This window comes from Acinetobacter sp. VT 511, from assembly GCF_001077515.1.
Classification (GTDB): domain Bacteria; phylum Pseudomonadota; class Gammaproteobacteria; order Pseudomonadales; family Moraxellaceae; genus Acinetobacter; species Acinetobacter schindleri.
On sequence record NZ_LFRE01000035.1, the window covers coordinates 91,577 to 107,296 of the forward strand.

Sequence of the window (15,720 nt, forward strand, 5' to 3'; positions counted from 1 at the left end):
AAAGATCATCCGAGGATGATCTTTTTTGTTTTAAGCTACAGGATAGTTTTGAGCCACCTGCTGGCTGATCATTGCTGCTGTCGCAGCAGAGAGCGTCCAGCCTAAATGCCCATGTCCGGTATTATAAAATACCCGCTTGTGTTTTCCTTGACGCACGACTGGCATCATATCCGGCATCATTGGCCTTAATCCGGTCCAGGGAATCACATACTCAGTGGAAATATCAAAATTACGATGTATCCAGTCAATTAAAGGCTGAATCCGGTCAGCACGAATGTCGCGATTATAACCATTAAACTCTGCCGTACCCGCAATACGCAGTCGGTCTTTACCCAATCGGGAGAGCACAATTTTAGCGCTTTCATCCAGCAGGCTGACCCACGGCGCATTTTGCTGACTTTGTTCATCGTTAAGCTGTACGGTAATTGAATATCCCTTCACCGGATAGACATTGACCCGGTCACCCAACAGATAAGACAGTTGATAACTACCCACACCGGCACAGACCACGATGGCATCAGCTTTCAGTTCCAGTCGTTCTTGCGGATTGGTATTGGAATTTTCACTGCTCGGCATACAACTGATCCGGATATAATCATCCTTCTGCTCTATTGCCTGTACATTCTGACCAAACAGGAAAAGTACACCTTTGTCTGCACAAGCCTTGGCCAGACCTGTAGTAAATTTATGAATATCCCCGGTAGCATCGCTACGGCTAAAGAAGCCGGCATAATAATCACCGGTTAAAGTGGGTTCAATCTGTTTAATTTCTTCATTGGAAATCGCATTGCGTTCCAGCCCGCCACTGCAAAGCAGATCATTGACCTTCATCGCGACCTTATAATCCTGCTCGGTATGATAAAAATGCAAGATTCCCCTTTTTTCCAGATCAAACTCAATCTGTTCTGTTTCAGCAATTTCAAATAAACGTTTACGGGCCAATAACGCCATTTTTACCGTTTCCCGGGTATTGGTTTCGTAATGACGAATATTCCCCATAAATTCCATTAGCCAGCTGTATTTATGCATACTAAAAGACGGGTTGAGCAGTAATGGGGCAGTTTTTTGCGACATCCATTTCAGGCCTTTCAGTACTGTCGCTTTTTGGTTCCAGACTTCTGCATTACAGGCGGAAAGTTGCCCGCCATTGGCATACGAGGTTTCCATGGCAGGGTAAAGATGCTGGTCGACTACAGTGACGTGATACCCTAATAAAGCCAGTTCATAAGCCGTGGTTACGCCGGTAATCCCGGCGCCAATGACAATTACATGACGCATAGACATCTCCTTTTTTATTATGATGTCTGCCCCATCTGTCATTTTTACCTGAGAGCTTTGATTTCAGTATTGGAGATCAATACCTTAACCTTCCCCTTCGGTGAGTGATTCAACACTTCTCTCCAGAGTTTTGCATTATTACAGTCCTTCTGCCTGAGAGTTTCCGGGGTCGTTGCTCCTTCGGCGAATGCGGGTGCATTTCTCTCCTGCAATAATGTGCATATGTATTGTTTTGCAATTTATATACCATGCTATAGCGCTTAATAAAAAATTACTGTGCAAAGTTGTAAAGACACAGTAATTAGCAAGGCTACGTTAGCCTCGCTTAGCTATAAAATGAAATCTAAATGAAGGTGCAGATATTTGATTAGATTTTTGAAACAGAATTATAAGTTAATTAAAAATTTTAATTTGCTTAGGCTATTTTAAGTAAAAAATTTCTCTATTGGATTCTTTCAACTCAGATGATAAAAGTTAAGAATAATGGCAAGGTTAATCCTGCAGCCAGGGTCTGCACACTAATAACTTTCGCCATGAGTTCACTGTCTCCACCCAGAACTTTGGTCAATACATATGAAGCAGAAGCGGTTGGTAATGCGAAAAACAATACCAGCACTTGAGTCGTCAGCGTGGAAATTCCCAGTATCTTGCATACCCCCAAGCCAAGCAATGGCATGCAGATCATACGCCCAGTTGTGTTCCAGACAATGCGCCATAAATCCAGATTAATTTGCCCAAACTTTAATGCTGCCCCGACACACATCAAACCTAAAGGCAAACTGCATGCTGCCATTTGTTTCAATAACTGGTTCATACCCTGCCATATCCCCAATCCGGACAGATTATAAAGCCCACCCACCAGACAGCCTAAAATCAGTGGATTTTTCGCGAGGGATATGAAAATTTTTCCAAACTGCATATCAGCCGGTTTAGTAAATGCCAGCACAGAAACGGTATTTACGACTGGAATAAAGAACACCATAATGACGGCAAATACTGTCATCCCTGCCTGACCAAATAAGGTGCTGACCGCAGCAATGCCAATATAGGTATTAAAGCGCAGCATGCTTTGTACATAGACCCCAAATCGGGCAAAGTTAATCCGGTATATCGCTTTTAGACTGTACAGCACTGCACAAACCAGTACAGTAATGATTGAAATAACCAGCACCACCTCCTGAATAATATCTATCTGAATCTGAGCAGTAGCCAGATTCAGGAATAGCATGATGGGAAATAGTACATAGTAGTTTAGCTTTTCTGCCCCCCGCCAAAATCCGTCTTCTAACCATTGCCTTTGTTTTAATGTATAACCCAGGGTAATTAGGGCAATCAGTGGAAACAGGACGCTGAAGATAGTATGAAGCATTGAGCCACTCGTAACATGCAATTTTGTGGCAATCGAACCCAACTGCCTGTCAATGATTAAGGATACAACAACCGAAGAGTTTCAGGAGAAAAAATAGTGGAAAAATCAACGGATAATAAGTAAGAGAAATTCTCTCATGCGTTTTAATGAATAATAAACCAATTAAGTCCAGCTTTCTTCTTTTGCAATATTTAATACCTCCTCTTTAAGCTTTTCCTGACTCATTAAAATTTTTTGAATCAATTTTTGGACGAGTTTTCGAACTTCATTTCTAATAAATCTAAACTTCTTAAAAGCATAGGAAAAATAAGTTTCTCTCCACCTAAATCATCTATTGCCTTTTCAGATATAAAAAAAGCCAGACCGAAGTCTGACTTTTTGGATTCACTTCAGATCAGAAGCGAATTATTTCGGTTCAATTGGTGCAAACGGCGCAACAACATCGGCATTTTGTGCACGATGACGCATAAAGTGATCCATCAATACAATCGCCAGCATTGCTTCAGCAATTGGCGTCGCACGTACACCCACACAAGGATCATGACGGCCTTTGGTCAACACGTCAGTATCTTCACGATTGATGGTGATGGTTTTACCCGGCGTGGTGATTGAAGCGGTTGGTTTTAGTGCAATCGATACGCGAATGTCCTGACCGCTAGAAATCCCACCCAAAATACCGCCTGCATGGTTTGCCAGGAAACCATCCGTCGTTAATTCATCACGCGTTTTGTGACCAAACTGTTCAGCTACGCCAAAACCATCACCAATTTCCACACCTTTAACGGCGTTAATAGACATCATGGCATGGGCAATATCGGCATCCAGACGATCGAATACTGGCTCACCCCAGCCTACTGGGACTTTAGAGGCAATAATTTCAAGGCGCGCGCCACAACTGGTGCCTTGTTCACGCAATGAAGTTACTAAAGCTTCAAAGCGAGGAACTGCATCGACATCACCACAGAAGAACGGATTATTTGAAACTTCATTCCAGTCCAGTTTCTCGGCTTTTTCAGTGCCAATCTGGGTAACATGACCGCGGATTTCAATACCGAACTTCTCAAACAGGAATTTCTTGGCAATCGCACCCGCTGCCACCCGCATTGCAGTTTCACGTGCACTTGAACGGCCACCGCCACGATAATCACGGAAACCATACTTCTGGGTATAGGTATAGTCTGCATGACCCGGGCGGAAAGTCTGCGCAATATTGCCATAGTCTTTCGATTTCTGGTCAGTATTGCGGATTAAAAGACCGATTGAAGTGCCGGTGGTTTTACCCTCAAATACACCAGAAATAATTTCCACTTCATCCGGCTCTTTACGCTGCGTTGCAAATTTCGATGTACCCGGCTTGCGGCGGTCCAGATCCTGTTGCAAATCAACTTCAGACAGTTCAATTCCTGGTGGAACCCCATCAACGATCGCCATCAGGCCAACACCATGAGATTCACCACAAGTCGTTACACGGAAGAGTTGCCCTATACTATTACCTGCCATGTGAACGACTCCTTATGCATTAACAGATTGAATAAATAAATCGCGATATTGACGGCATTGGGCTGCAGTCAATGCGAAAATACCTGAACCACCACGCTGGAACTGCAACCAGTGGAAATCAACTTTATTGAAGTTTTGCTTCATTGCCCATTCAGAGTTACCGACTTCAATTACAATCAAACCATCTTCAGTCAGGTAATCAGCCGCTTGAGCCAGCATTTTACGTACCAAATCCAAACCATCCTGACCTGCAGCCAAAGCCATTTCAGGTTCGTAGTGGAATTCGTCTGGTAAATCTGCCATGTCTTCTGCATCCACATACGGTGGATTCGACACGATTAGATCATACTGATTTTCAGCAGGAATTTTTGCGAACAGGTCCGATTCAAGCAATGCCACTTGATACTGCTTGTTATGGTGTTCACAGTTGATCTGCGCTACTTCTAAAGCCTCTTTAGACAGATCGGTTGCATCCACTTCAGAATCTGGAAAAGCGTATGCCAATGCAATCGCAATACAGCCTGAACCGGTGCACATGTCCAGAATACGTTGTGGTGTTTTTGGATTCGGATTTTCTGGCAGGTTATTTACCGCTGCACCCATTTCACCATTTTCGCCCAGGCAATATGGTGCAAAACGGTTTTCAATCAGCTCAACGATTGGTGAACGTGGAATCAGTACACGCTCATCCACATAGAATGGCTTACCAAAGAAATAAGCCAGATTTAATAGATAAGATGTCGGCATTCTTTCATTGATACGACGTCCTAACAGATTCAAAAACTCTTCTTTTTCGCTTGGAAGCAGTTTTGAATCCAGAATTTCTGGATCAGCATTCCAGTCCAGAGAAAGGGTTTGTAAAACCAGTGCTGAACTTTCAGCAAAATAATCTTCTGTGCCTTGGCCCAAGTGCGCATCGTATTGACGTAATGCTGTAACACCAAAACGGATAAAATCACGAATGGTTGTTAGATTTTCAGCGGCTTCCTGCAAATGTTCAGGGCTAATAGTCGGTCGATCCACTTAAGGCGTCTCCAGAGGTCATATTTTAAAACGCCTTATGATACCTTGTTTCGCCTGCTTTTATAATGCTAAAACCATGAAAAATACGAAAACAGCACGACTCCACTCTGGCTGAATCCGGTTTTAGAAGCCTGTTATTTGATGATGAGAATGGTCGACAATAGATCGCTTTAATCCGCATTTGAATGCTTTAAAGTATGAGAGATAAATCGAACGTTTTATGAAGTAGGTGATAAATAATACTGACTCACCTATTCAGCGCTTCTGTCCAGTTTTAATAAATCTCAAATTCTCGCCATAATTTAAAAAGTATAACAAACTTACATGTCCGTTATGCTTTTGAGTACCGATCAGATCCTCAGCGTTTTCCGACAAAAGAACGTGATTGATAATAATTGGACTGCTCAATTACCATGGCCAAGGCACATTGTCCTTGCTGAATTTTGGTATAGTTTCCAGCACGGATTCGACCACATTGCTTGTCCAGTCTGGATTCAAACAGGGCATAATGGTTTTTTACTACAGCAGCATTATTTGCGTTTAATTTAAGATAATTTTTATAGCTTTTTTTCAAGATTTTAGTCTGCCCTTTTAATTCCTTGGCAATACATTTTTCAGTCTTGGTACGGTCACCATAGGTGAACTTCATACACTGTGAATATTCCCTTGAATAATCCTGAGCTGCTTGTGTATGTACAGCTGTACCTGCCAGAATAGCAGTTAATAACCATGCAAAACGCATACATTCCCCTTTGCCAAATTGGCATGATGCTTACAATCGCACTCATCAATTTTGTTTTAAGTTATATTCCGATACTACCTGAGTCCAGTGAAAATTCCTATTCCTTTATAAGCATCGATTTTATGCAAATGAGCAATTGAAACTCTCAGAATTGTCCCCATTATAGAGCGAAGATATACAAGTAAACGAGTTGAATGTTATGAGCTACAAGCATAACAACCTGATGGCCATGCGCCTGAATTATTGGGATGATGTACAGTCTCATAACGTGCGGCAGGAAAAGGCATTTTTGCAAGACATGTTAATTCAGCAGGGTGTTTTTCAGCAGGCAACATTAGAAGATGCACGCTATCTGTTTTTTAGTTTGCCCAGTATCGTGATTGTTAAAGGTTATGCTCTGGGCTTTCAGCATGAGTCCGTGATTACATTGATTCAACAGCACATTCAAACAAATATCCAACAGTTGCAACAAAGAACTGAATTAAAAATTCAATTTCAGATGCCATAATGCCGTGGCTAATATAAATACAGGTCATCGAGCCTGATCATGTTTAGCGTAAATTCAATCTGTTAAAACTTTTTTAATACGTGAAGACAGGTTAATATCCGCTACAATGATTTATTCTGCTATATGCTGGGAAAGGATTTATTCTACATGTCAGATCAGAACGATAAGCTCAAACAACTGAAAACCTCATCCATGGATCGACGCTTATCGATCGCCAAGGCATCCCTACTTGCAGGCACCCGTTGGGCAGCATCAAATGCCACTTCAATGTTCTCGAGTGAAGAAGAGAAAGAGAAAAAACGTAAAAAAGCCATGAAAGAACAGGCGGATTATCTGGTTGCAGAAATCGGCAAGCTGAAAGGTTCTATCGTCAAGATTGGCCAGATGATGGCGCTCTATGGCGAACATTTTCTGCCTGAAGAAATCACTCAGGCATTAAATACATTAAATAATAAGACTGTAGCCTTGGCCTGGCCTGCGATTAAAGCGCAGTTACAAGCGCAGCTTGGTGCAAAACTTGATGATTTAACTATTGATCATGAACCTTTAGGAACAGCCTCACTGGCTCAGGTACATCGCGCCAAACGCAAATCTGACGGACTGGAACTGGTACTGAAAATCCAGTATCCAGGCGTTGCAGAAGCGATTGACTCAGATATGAGCCTGTTTAAAAACATGCTCAAATTGACCCGTATGGTGCCGCAAACCCGTGAATTTGATCAATGGTTTGATGAAGTTCGTGAAATGATGCATCGTGAAGTGGACTACAAAATTGAAGCTGCGACAACCCGCCGTTTCCGTCAACGTCTGCAAAATGATCCACGTTATATCGTACCGACCATTATTGAAGATTACTCGACCGATCGCGTGCTCTGTATGACCTATGAGCGTGGTGTACCAATCAATAGTCCGGTCATGCTGTCTCTGCCACAGGAACGTCGTAATAAACTCGGTGAAGCTTCCTTAGAAATCGCAGTACGCGAGATTTTCGAATGGGGCGAAATGCAGACTGACCCGAACTTCGGGAATTATCTGGTACGTTTGGGCAATGGTGATGACGCACAGGATAAAATTGTCCTGCTCGACTTCGGTGCAATCCGTCAGTTTGACCAGCATCTGCTCAATGTAGCGCGTAATCTGATTCAAGCGGGTTATCATCATGATTCAGATATGATGGTCAAAGCCATGACTGGTTATGAATTCTTTGACTCGATTCCGCAAAGCATCAAACCGGATATGGCCAAGGTTTTCTTGCTGGCCACTGAAGCATTTAGCTCGCCAATGAACAATAAAGACCTGCCAGCCGGCGTAATGGATGCACAAGATCGCTATGACTGGAAAAAGAGTCAGTTGCATAGCCGTGTCATGCAACAAGCCTCTAAATCGATGGCATCACGTTATTTCAGCGTCCCACCGAAAGAGTTTATGTTCATCAGCCGTAAATTTATTGGGGCTTATACCTTTATGACCGTGATTGATGCCAAAACCAATGTGCGTGCCATGATCAAGAAACATCTCTAAATGGTATCAAGTGATATTTTAAGTTGACCCGGTTGATTTCTGTCATCCGGGTCAATTTCTTGCATTTTAATATTTTTGAATAATATAATTATATTAATAATTTCATAAACTTGTTAGCAAATTTTATAGAATAAATTCACTTCATTATTGTCAATCAATCATGTCATTCCTGACATGGTTTTTTATCAGGCAACCTGTCAGCATAATTCTGAAAATACCTAAAACATTTATAACAGGATAATGATAATGAGCAATATGGTAAATAAGGCCCAAGGAGTTGGCTTATCCATACTGACTAAAATTGCAGGCAGTGAGCTACTGGATCAGTTTAAGCTACGAAAATTCGTTGAAAAGTCCCTGTATCAAAGCTCTAAGGCAGGTTTTAAAACCCTAAGCCAGACACAAAAGCTGCTGAAATCAGGACAAAAAATTAAAAAACAGCGCCTGCCAAATCAGAATAAATCCCTGTTTGATCTTAGCCTGACTGAAGAGCAGCAGATGACCGTAGATGCAATGGAGCAGTTCTCAGCCGAAGTACTTTATCCGCTTGCTCACGATGCAGATCACGCTGAAATCTTTCCAGAGGTTCTGTGGCAACATGGTACCGACTTAGGACTTAACTTCTATGCCTTACCTGAGTCCTTAGGTGGTGTAGCGACTGAAAAGAATATTGTAAGCAATGTGCTGATTGCCGAACATCTCGCTAAAGGAGACTTTAGCCTGACTGCTGGCCTGCTCTCAACCTTTAGTGTGATTAATGCCCTGACTCAATGGGGCTCAGAACAGATTCAATCCGACTATCTGGCTTCTTTCGCAAATGATAAAGGTATTCGAGCCACATTTGCCATGCAGGAAAATATACCGGCTTTCAATCCTTTTAGGCTTACAACCCAAGCAACACCACACCAAGATCATTATCTGATTCAGGGTGAAAAAACACTGGTCTTACTCGCAGCCAGTGCAGACATCTATCTGGTCAGTGCCATGCTCAATGGTCAGCCGGATGTATTTGTGGTGCAACGTGATCCGAGCATCAGTATTCAAAAGTCAGCTGCGATGGGTCTTAAAGCAAATGAAACTGCCACACTGCATTTCGACAATACACCAGCACAACGTCTCGGTGATGAAGATTTTGATTACGCCGCTTTTATTGATCTAGGTAATCTGATGTGGTGTGCCATGGCTGTCGGTACCTGCGAGGCTGTCAGGAAATACTGTATTCAATATGCCAATGAACGTACAGCGTTTGGTGAACCTATTTCCCATCGTCAAGGGGTTGCTTTCATGATTGCCGATATGGCAATTGAAACAGATGCTATGCGTATGCTGGTGCTAAACGCTGCCAGTCTTGCAGAAGCAGGTAAGCCTTTCCATCGTGAGGCATATTTGGCCCGTATTCTCTGCGCAGAAAAATCAATGCAGATTGGCACAGATGGCGTGCAAATCCTGGGTGGACATGGCTATACCCGTGAACATCCTGTGGAACGCTGGTATCGTGACTTACGCGCGACTGCTGTCATTCAAAGTGGGCTGCATGCCTGATCATTGACATGAATATGGAATAATTATAATGAATCTGCAAAATCCAAAAAAATTTAAATTACTGATTGATCAGGCCCATGAAGTTGCGCTGAATGTATTACGTCCAATTTCCCGTAAATATGACAAGGCTGAACATGCCTATCCTAAAGAACTGGATATGCTGGCTTCTGTTGTGGATGGCATGAATGCTGGTAGCGAAGGTATGAATGCTGGTGCCGCAGTCAATAAACGTGGTGATACGGATACGTCTAATAAAAATGGCGTCAACATGTCAACTGCACTGAGTATTATTGAGATGTGTTATGGCGATACAGGTCTGCTCCTGTCCATGCCACGCCAAGGTCTGGGTAACTCGGCAATTGCAGCGGTGGCAAATGAGGAACAATTGACACGTTTTGAAGGCACCTGGGCAGCAATGGCGATTACCGAGCCAGGTTGTGGTTCAGACTCTGCTGCAATCCGTACTACGGCAACCAAAGATGGTGATGACTATATCCTGAATGGCGAAAAAATCTTTGTCACCTCAGGTGAACGTGCAGATTCTGTAGTGGTGTGGGCAACTTTGGATAAAAGCCTGGGGCGTGCTGCAATCAAATCCTTTGTGGTACTCAAAGGTACGCCTGGGATGAAAGTCGAGCGTCTGGAACATAAACTTGGTATCAAAGCTTCGGATACCGCCGCAATCAGCTTTGTAGACTGTCGTGTGCCTGCGGCAAATCTGTTGGGTAATGCCGATATTGATGTTGCCAAAGGTTTTGCTGGCGTAATGGAAACCTTTGATAATACCCGACCACTGGTTGCTGCAATGGCAATTGGCTGTTCCAAAGCATCTCTAGAACGAATCAAAGAGATATTCAAAGACCAGCTAGATACGGATTACGGTACACCCTATTTACAGACCTCCTATATTGCAGCGCAGATTTACCGGATGGAAGCAGAATGGGAAGCAGCTAGACTGCTGATGCTCAAAGCAGCCTGGATGGCAGACAATCGTAAACCCAACTCTCGCGAAGCTTCAATTGCCAAAGCCAAGGCTGGTCGTATTGCTAATGAAATCACTTTAAAGTGCGTCGAGTTAGCATCTTCTGCAGGTTATAGCGAGACTGAGCTACTCGAAAAATGGGCTCGTGACTCAAAAATCCTCGATATCTTTGAAGGTACCCAGCAAATCCAACAGCTGATTATTGCTCGTCGTGAGCTGGGTAAATCATCTAGTGAGCTGAAGTAAGCCGTAGAATCTCTAACATGCTGACTTATTGATGGATTTATAAGCTAAAAAGATGGATTTTTTACAGTTTTAGGACTATAAAATTTCCATCTTTTTTTACATTTTATGATTTATGTATTCTATTCGACCGATCCAGCCTAAAGATAATCCCCAAATTGCCAAAATTATTCGTGAAGTTTCTATTGAATTTGGTCTTGCTGCTGAATCCGGTTTTGCAGTAGGTGATTCTATTCTGGACAGCTTATATCAGGTTTATCAACAACCAAACGCTGCTTACTGGGTTATTGTCGATGAAGATGATCAAATTTATGGTGGTGGTGGCATTGCTCCCTTACAAGGTGATAATAGCATTCTAGAAATCCAGAAAATGTATTTCCTCCCAGCCATTCGTCAACATGGGTTTGCCAAACAGATTTTGAATCTGGCTTTTGATTTCGCACAGCAACAGAAATTTCATAAGATTTATCTGGAAACGACAAAATCCCTTTGGCAAGCTGTCAAACTCTATGAAAAACTGGGCTTTGAACATCTGGCATATCCTGAAGGAAATACGGGGCATAGTGAAGCGTGTGAAATCTGGATGCTGAAAACTATATAAAATATGCCTCAAGTAAAGATCAAGCCAAAAAGCTGCAAAAATTATTGTAGCTCAGGTTTAAAAGGCTAATCAGCTTGACGCTGAACAGTTCATTTTTTAGTATCAAATTAATTTTATAATGCGGATATTTAATTTTGACCTACTTTAAGTCCTTTCCCTTAAAACGTCTTTTATCTCATTTTTTTACACCTTCGCATTTCAAACGACTCATCCTCCTAGGTAATGCAATCACTTTAACTGCATGTTCTTCTTTAGGTGGAGGTTCCATAGAAAAACGCTCAGCTAAACTTTCCAAAGGGATACAAAATGCATATTCTATCTCTCCAGAAACAGCAAATCGCGTATCGCCACTAATTATTAAAAGTGCCGAACAGCACAATTTAGATCCACTCTTAGTCGCAGCAGTAATCCGACAAGAATCTACCTATCGTCCGTATGTCAGCTCATCCGCTGGTGCTGTAGGTTTAATGCAAATTATTCCACGTTATTGGCAAAGTAGTTGTGGAGCTGATTTATTCCATGAAGCCACCAATGTCCAATGTGGCTCCTATATATTAGCGCGTTATCAACAATCTGCAGGCGACTTAAAAAAGGGACTAGGATATTATAATGTCGGTCCATCTGGTTTTGAAAATAATCGCAAGATGCGTAAGCAAGGTAAAAAATACGCTAAACAGGTACTTAATCATAAAAAAACGTTAAAAAATTCAATTTAGTTTTTCTAATAGATGTAATTAAGCATAATTATAGATTATGCTTAATTATTCATCTAAACCATCATTTTCCACTTTTATAATATTATTTGACCCACGTCACTATTAAATTTTTATATACCATTTAAATCAAACTTTGATTCAAATATATCAAAACCTATATTGTTTATTAATACAACATTTAAAATTTTTAGTTATATTTTTTTATATTATTTATAATTTACAATATTAATACATAATGAATCAGTTTATACATATAATTAGTTAGCCAAATATGATGTTGATATTTAAAATTAATAAAAATTAAGTCACATAAAATCATTTTTAAATTAATTTTAAATAATACTCTATTTCAATTAATAGTTCTCATATAAGCTAATTTCTAAATATTTTCAATTTATTCTAACTTGTATTCTTAGTTCTTTTATATAAACATTCTTGCGATAATTTTTTTATCTTCATTATTTAAAATTTTCCAGGGGATAGTATGGCCAAGCTTACTTTAGATGCACTTACAGATATTGATGGTTTCGTTGCAGCAGCACTCGTAGACAGCGAAAGTGGTCTTGCATTAGCAACTCTTGGCAATAATACAATTGATCTTGAGCTCGCAGCTGCAGGCAACACAGAAGTTGTACGTGCTAAACGTCGTGTAGCAGCAAGCCTGAATCTGAATGTTTCTATCGAAGACATTCTAATCACTTTAGGCAAACAATATCACTTGCTACGCCCACTTGATTCAAATGAAAATTTATTCCTTTATCTAGTTCTTGACCGTAGTCGTTCAAACCTCGCTATGGCACGTCATGAATTGAAACACTTTGAAAAAGGTTTAGATTTTGCTTAATTAAGCTATTTGAGGGTTACTTTTTCCGGTAACCCTTAAATTGAGCACATCCTCATGAAAGATACTCTCTATATTTCCATTTTTGGACTCAGCCTATCTTTAATAAATGTATTTAAAAGTACAATGGTTGATGTTTTAAGTGAAAAATATAATCTGGTATGGACCAATCTTACTGACCAGAAACTACAGCTTTTATTAGTAAATGCTGATTTTGTCGATTTACCCCATATTCAAAAAATTAAAAATAATAATCTTACACTTCTACAAGTTGAGAAAAACCCTGCATTGTCATCTCAGGTGATTGAAAATACATTGTTCTTACCCTTTAAACACCCCCATGCTTTAATTGAATGGTTACAACGTGAGTTTTTATCAGGCACTCAATCGCCTCATTTAATTGAACAACCCATATTAATAGTACCCTCTTGTAGCACCAAAATAGCATATCAGTCATTTAAATTAATACTAGATGAGCTATTTCAGCCATCAGGTCATAGCAAATACATAATCAAAAATAGTGATAAACGTGTAGCTCTTATCGATCTGGAACAACATTGCTTCTATCCAGCAATCGACTGGTATCCGCAACCTGATTCAGAATTCAGCATTGAACCTGCCGATCTAAATAGTATTGTGCAATTTCGCACTCAAGTGCGTCCAGAAGATCTTAACCAAGGGATCTGGAATTTTGTATGGCATCATCTGCAATTTGCTGAACTTGAATATCCAGACTATTACCGCTTAGCTAAATGGCCACAAATTAAAGATTTCGACCAGCGCAAAGATCTATTCAAATTAGCTACCCTTTTCAGTGAAGGTGCATCAGTTGCCTATGCACAACAACAGTTGAAATTAGGTGAAAAATATATTCATCAATTTCTATGTGCTTCACAACTAGCCAATATGCTTGAACCGATCTCATCAGATCAAGCCAAATTCACACAGCATGCAACCACCGCTGTTCAAAAGGAAGCTAATAAAATGATGGGTTTCTTTAGCAAATTACGTAAAAAGCTCGGTATCTAGGAGTAATTCAGTTTGATCTTGCACCAATTTAAATTGGTATTTGCTGGTAGCATGGGTGCTGGCAAGACTACAGCCATTCGCACCATTTCTAATATTGATGTATTAAGTACCGAAGCAATTAATACCGACCTTGAAGCACACCAGAAATCGCTAACAACGGTCGGTATCGATTATGGTGAACTGGTCCTGGAAGATGGGGTCAAAGTCGGCTTATATGGCACACCAGGTCAGCAACGCTTTAATTTTATCTGGAACGTGATTACACAAGGTGCTATTGGAGTAATATTACTGATTGATGACAGTATTGACGAGCCACTAGAAGAGCTGGAATTTTATCTCAATTACTTCAAAGATAAAGTTAAAAACGTTGTGATTGGCATTACGCATATTGATAAGAAAGCTAAAAATAATGCTGCTCTCTATCATGGCTGGGCTGAAAAACAAGACAGTACTTATCCAATGTTCTTTATTGATGCCCGTGAAAAAAATGATGTTTTAATGCTGGTTGATGCCTTGATCGCCACAGCTGAAGTTCAACTTACTGTCTGAAGAAAATTCCATGTCCTTAAATGATCTTGCAAAACGTACTGCTCCCCAAGAATTAACTGAATTTGCAGCCAAGCAGATTCAAGAACTCTTATTCAATGTGCAAGGTATAGAACTTACCATGCTGTGCTCTTCAGATGGATTTGAATTAGCCTCATTTGAAAAAATTAAAACTAACGGTAAAGGAAAACTTGCTGCCGTAAGTAGTTCTATTGTAGCTATGGTCCAGGCATTTATGCAGGAATTACAACTGGAAGGCTGTCAAAGCATTACACTGGATGCTAATAATAGTAAAGCGATCCTAACTGCAATTCCGCATCCAAAGTTTCCTATGCTGATCCTAGCCATGACCACTAATGATGTACTTTTAGGTCAACTGTTATATTGCACGAAAAAAATTGCTCAGGATATTTCTAACTTTCAAATCTGATTCCATATGAATATTACAAGCTTGAGTCAGGCTTGTAATATTACATAATCAAGATTCATAATAACTACTCATAATTCCAGTCGAGATTCCTACGAGAAAAGCATATTTAAATATATGGTCGACTATAGCTGAACTAATTAAAAGTAAGACAAATAAAATGGCAGAGCCCAAACTAGCCATCACGGGAGCAGCTGTTACTTCTGCCTGATTTATAGGATGTTACTTAATCACAATTTTAATTTAAATAATCCTGAATAAAGAACCAGTAATTTAATGATCTAAGTTTCTATATAAACGTACAGCATATAACTAAAAAATAATATTTATATGTAAATCTTTCATCCTTTATGAAATATACACCGTAGATATCAATACCCTTTATATAAGGCATTTGAGTCTATCTACCGATAGCTCGCAAAACGTTTTATTACCACCATGGTGGTAGGTAAACAAAGTTATTCACCTTTCATCCGCCCTCCTAGGCACTGTAGCGAAGTATTTAATAGCGATACTGCACTTAAGCATCAGCTAAAAAACACTACTAAAATCGATTACAGGGAATTCATCCTAGAAGATAACACTATGACTTTATATAATGAGCAAATTTTCTGTTGTAGCTTTATATAAAACTTAATATTTAGATGCTTTCTTAAATCTTGGCCATAAAAAAAACACCCCCTGTCATTTGACAGGGGGTGTTTAGAATAATGAGCTGGCGATGACTTACTCTCACATGGGAAACCCCACACTACCATCAGCGCTAAGAGGTTTCACTTCTGAGTTCGGGAAGGGATCAGGTGGTTCACTCTTGCTATGGTCGCCAGCACAACTGGTATGTCATTACAATAC

Annotated in this window: 15 protein-coding genes, 1 rRNA gene and 1 riboswitch; of the genes, 10 read left to right on the forward strand and 6 right to left on the reverse strand. The window is 40.4% G+C overall.

What is annotated here, in order from left to right; translation table 11 throughout:
- Positions 1-30: 30 nt before the first annotated feature.
- From ACS72_RS02320 to ACS72_RS02340, 5 genes are all read right to left on the reverse strand, one after another.
- Positions 31-1,320, reverse strand: coding sequence for a D-amino acid dehydrogenase (locus tag ACS72_RS02320; RefSeq protein ID WP_221415586.1), 1,290 nt, complete (start codon positions 1,318-1,320; stop codon positions 31-33).
- A gap of 89 nt (positions 1,321-1,409) precedes the next feature.
- Positions 1,410-1,497: riboswitch (glycine riboswitch) on the reverse strand.
- A 241-nt stretch (positions 1,498-1,738) separates the two neighbouring features.
- Complete coding sequence (locus ACS72_RS02325; protein WP_048881116.1) at positions 1,739-2,647, reverse strand: AEC family transporter; 909 nt, start codon at positions 2,645-2,647, stop codon at positions 1,739-1,741.
- 405 nt (positions 2,648-3,052) lie between these two features.
- A complete protein-coding gene (gene aroC / locus ACS72_RS02330) occupies positions 3,053-4,147 on the reverse strand; it encodes a chorismate synthase (protein ID WP_048881108.1) in 1,095 nt (364 codons plus the stop codon).
- 12 nt (positions 4,148-4,159) lie between these two features.
- Positions 4,160-5,170 (reverse strand): 50S ribosomal protein L3 N(5)-glutamine methyltransferase, encoded by a 1,011-nt coding sequence (gene prmB / locus ACS72_RS02335; RefSeq protein WP_008307431.1) that lies wholly within the window; start codon positions 5,168-5,170, stop codon positions 4,160-4,162.
- Positions 5,171-5,528: 358 nt separating this feature from the next.
- The gene (locus ACS72_RS02340) at positions 5,529-5,912 is read right to left on the reverse strand and encodes a hypothetical protein (protein ID WP_008306263.1); all 384 of its coding nucleotides are present in this window, start codon (positions 5,910-5,912) and stop codon (positions 5,529-5,531) included.
- Positions 5,913-6,111: 199 nt separating this feature from the next.
- Between ACS72_RS02340 and ACS72_RS02345 the strand changes: the two genes are divergently transcribed.
- The 10 genes from ACS72_RS02345 to ACS72_RS02390 all read left to right on the forward strand — a co-directional run bounded on the left by ACS72_RS02345 (position 6,112) and on the right by ACS72_RS02390 (position 14,871).
- Positions 6,112-6,420, forward strand: a complete 309-nt coding sequence (locus tag ACS72_RS02345; RefSeq protein ID WP_008306264.1) for a hypothetical protein — start codon at positions 6,112-6,114, stop codon at positions 6,418-6,420.
- A gap of 147 nt (positions 6,421-6,567) precedes the next feature.
- Positions 6,568-7,941, forward strand: coding sequence for an AarF/ABC1/UbiB kinase family protein (locus ACS72_RS02350; RefSeq protein ID WP_008306265.1), 1,374 nt, complete (start codon positions 6,568-6,570; stop codon positions 7,939-7,941).
- 246 nt (positions 7,942-8,187) lie between these two features.
- Entirely contained in the window at positions 8,188-9,483 is a 1,296-nt protein-coding gene (locus ACS72_RS02355; RefSeq protein ID WP_008306266.1) for an acyl-CoA dehydrogenase family protein, read from the forward strand.
- A 28-nt stretch (positions 9,484-9,511) separates the two neighbouring features.
- Positions 9,512-10,711: an acyl-CoA dehydrogenase family protein gene (locus ACS72_RS02360; RefSeq protein ID WP_008306267.1), complete on the forward strand. Its 1,200-nt coding sequence runs from the start codon at positions 9,512-9,514 to the stop codon at positions 10,709-10,711.
- Positions 10,712-10,823: 112 nt separating this feature from the next.
- A complete protein-coding gene (locus tag ACS72_RS02365) occupies positions 10,824-11,309 on the forward strand; it encodes a GNAT family N-acetyltransferase (protein WP_008306269.1) in 486 nt (161 codons plus the stop codon).
- 134 nt (positions 11,310-11,443) lie between these two features.
- Positions 11,444-12,025: a lytic transglycosylase domain-containing protein gene (locus tag ACS72_RS02370; RefSeq protein WP_048881109.1), complete on the forward strand. Its 582-nt coding sequence runs from the start codon at positions 11,444-11,446 to the stop codon at positions 12,023-12,025.
- A gap of 484 nt (positions 12,026-12,509) precedes the next feature.
- A complete protein-coding gene (locus tag ACS72_RS02375) occupies positions 12,510-12,869 on the forward strand; it encodes a hypothetical protein (RefSeq protein WP_048881110.1) in 360 nt (119 codons plus the stop codon).
- A gap of 54 nt (positions 12,870-12,923) precedes the next feature.
- A complete protein-coding gene (locus ACS72_RS02380; RefSeq protein ID WP_048881111.1) occupies positions 12,924-13,895 on the forward strand; it encodes a hypothetical protein in 972 nt (323 codons plus the stop codon).
- Positions 13,896-13,907: 12 nt separating this feature from the next.
- Positions 13,908-14,444, forward strand: a complete 537-nt coding sequence (locus tag ACS72_RS02385; RefSeq protein ID WP_004895107.1) for an ATP/GTP-binding protein — start codon at positions 13,908-13,910, stop codon at positions 14,442-14,444.
- 10 nt (positions 14,445-14,454) lie between these two features.
- Positions 14,455-14,871, forward strand: coding sequence for a roadblock/LC7 domain-containing protein (locus ACS72_RS02390; protein WP_048881112.1), 417 nt, complete (start codon positions 14,455-14,457; stop codon positions 14,869-14,871).
- Positions 14,872-15,581: 710 nt separating this feature from the next.
- On the opposite strand, the gene rrf is transcribed toward ACS72_RS02390, so the two are convergent.
- Positions 15,582-15,696, reverse strand: a 5S ribosomal RNA gene (gene rrf / locus ACS72_RS02395).
- Positions 15,697-15,720: the final 24 nt, after the last annotated feature.

What these genes read in the sequence shown, in the direction of transcription:
- ACS72_RS02320 (WP_221415586.1), bottom strand. Translation starts at nt 1,320, where the DNA reads ATGACAGATGGGGCAGACATCATAATAAAAAAGGAGATGTCTATGCGT.
- ACS72_RS02325 (WP_048881116.1), bottom strand. Translation starts at nt 2,647, where the DNA reads ATGCTTCATACTATCTTCAGCGTCCTGTTTCCACTGATTGCCCTAATT.
- aroC (WP_048881108.1), bottom strand. Translation starts at nt 4,147, where the DNA reads ATGGCAGGTAATAGTATAGGGCAACTCTTCCGTGTAACGACTTGTGGT.
- ACS72_RS02340 (WP_008306263.1), bottom strand. Translation starts at nt 5,912, where the DNA reads ATGCGTTTTGCATGGTTATTAACTGCTATTCTGGCAGGTACAGCTGTA.
- ACS72_RS02345 (WP_008306264.1), top strand. Translation starts at nt 6,112, where the DNA reads ATGAGCTACAAGCATAACAACCTGATGGCCATGCGCCTGAATTATTGG.
- ACS72_RS02350 (WP_008306265.1), top strand. Translation starts at nt 6,568, where the DNA reads ATGTCAGATCAGAACGATAAGCTCAAACAACTGAAAACCTCATCCATG.
- ACS72_RS02355 (WP_008306266.1), top strand. Translation starts at nt 8,188, where the DNA reads ATGAGCAATATGGTAAATAAGGCCCAAGGAGTTGGCTTATCCATACTG.
- ACS72_RS02360 (WP_008306267.1), top strand. Translation starts at nt 9,512, where the DNA reads ATGAATCTGCAAAATCCAAAAAAATTTAAATTACTGATTGATCAGGCC.
- ACS72_RS02365 (WP_008306269.1), top strand. Translation starts at nt 10,824, where the DNA reads ATGTATTCTATTCGACCGATCCAGCCTAAAGATAATCCCCAAATTGCC.
- ACS72_RS02375 (WP_048881110.1), top strand. Translation starts at nt 12,510, where the DNA reads ATGGCCAAGCTTACTTTAGATGCACTTACAGATATTGATGGTTTCGTT.
- ACS72_RS02380 (WP_048881111.1), top strand. Translation starts at nt 12,924, where the DNA reads ATGAAAGATACTCTCTATATTTCCATTTTTGGACTCAGCCTATCTTTA.
- ACS72_RS02390 (WP_048881112.1), top strand. Translation starts at nt 14,455, where the DNA reads ATGTCCTTAAATGATCTTGCAAAACGTACTGCTCCCCAAGAATTAACT.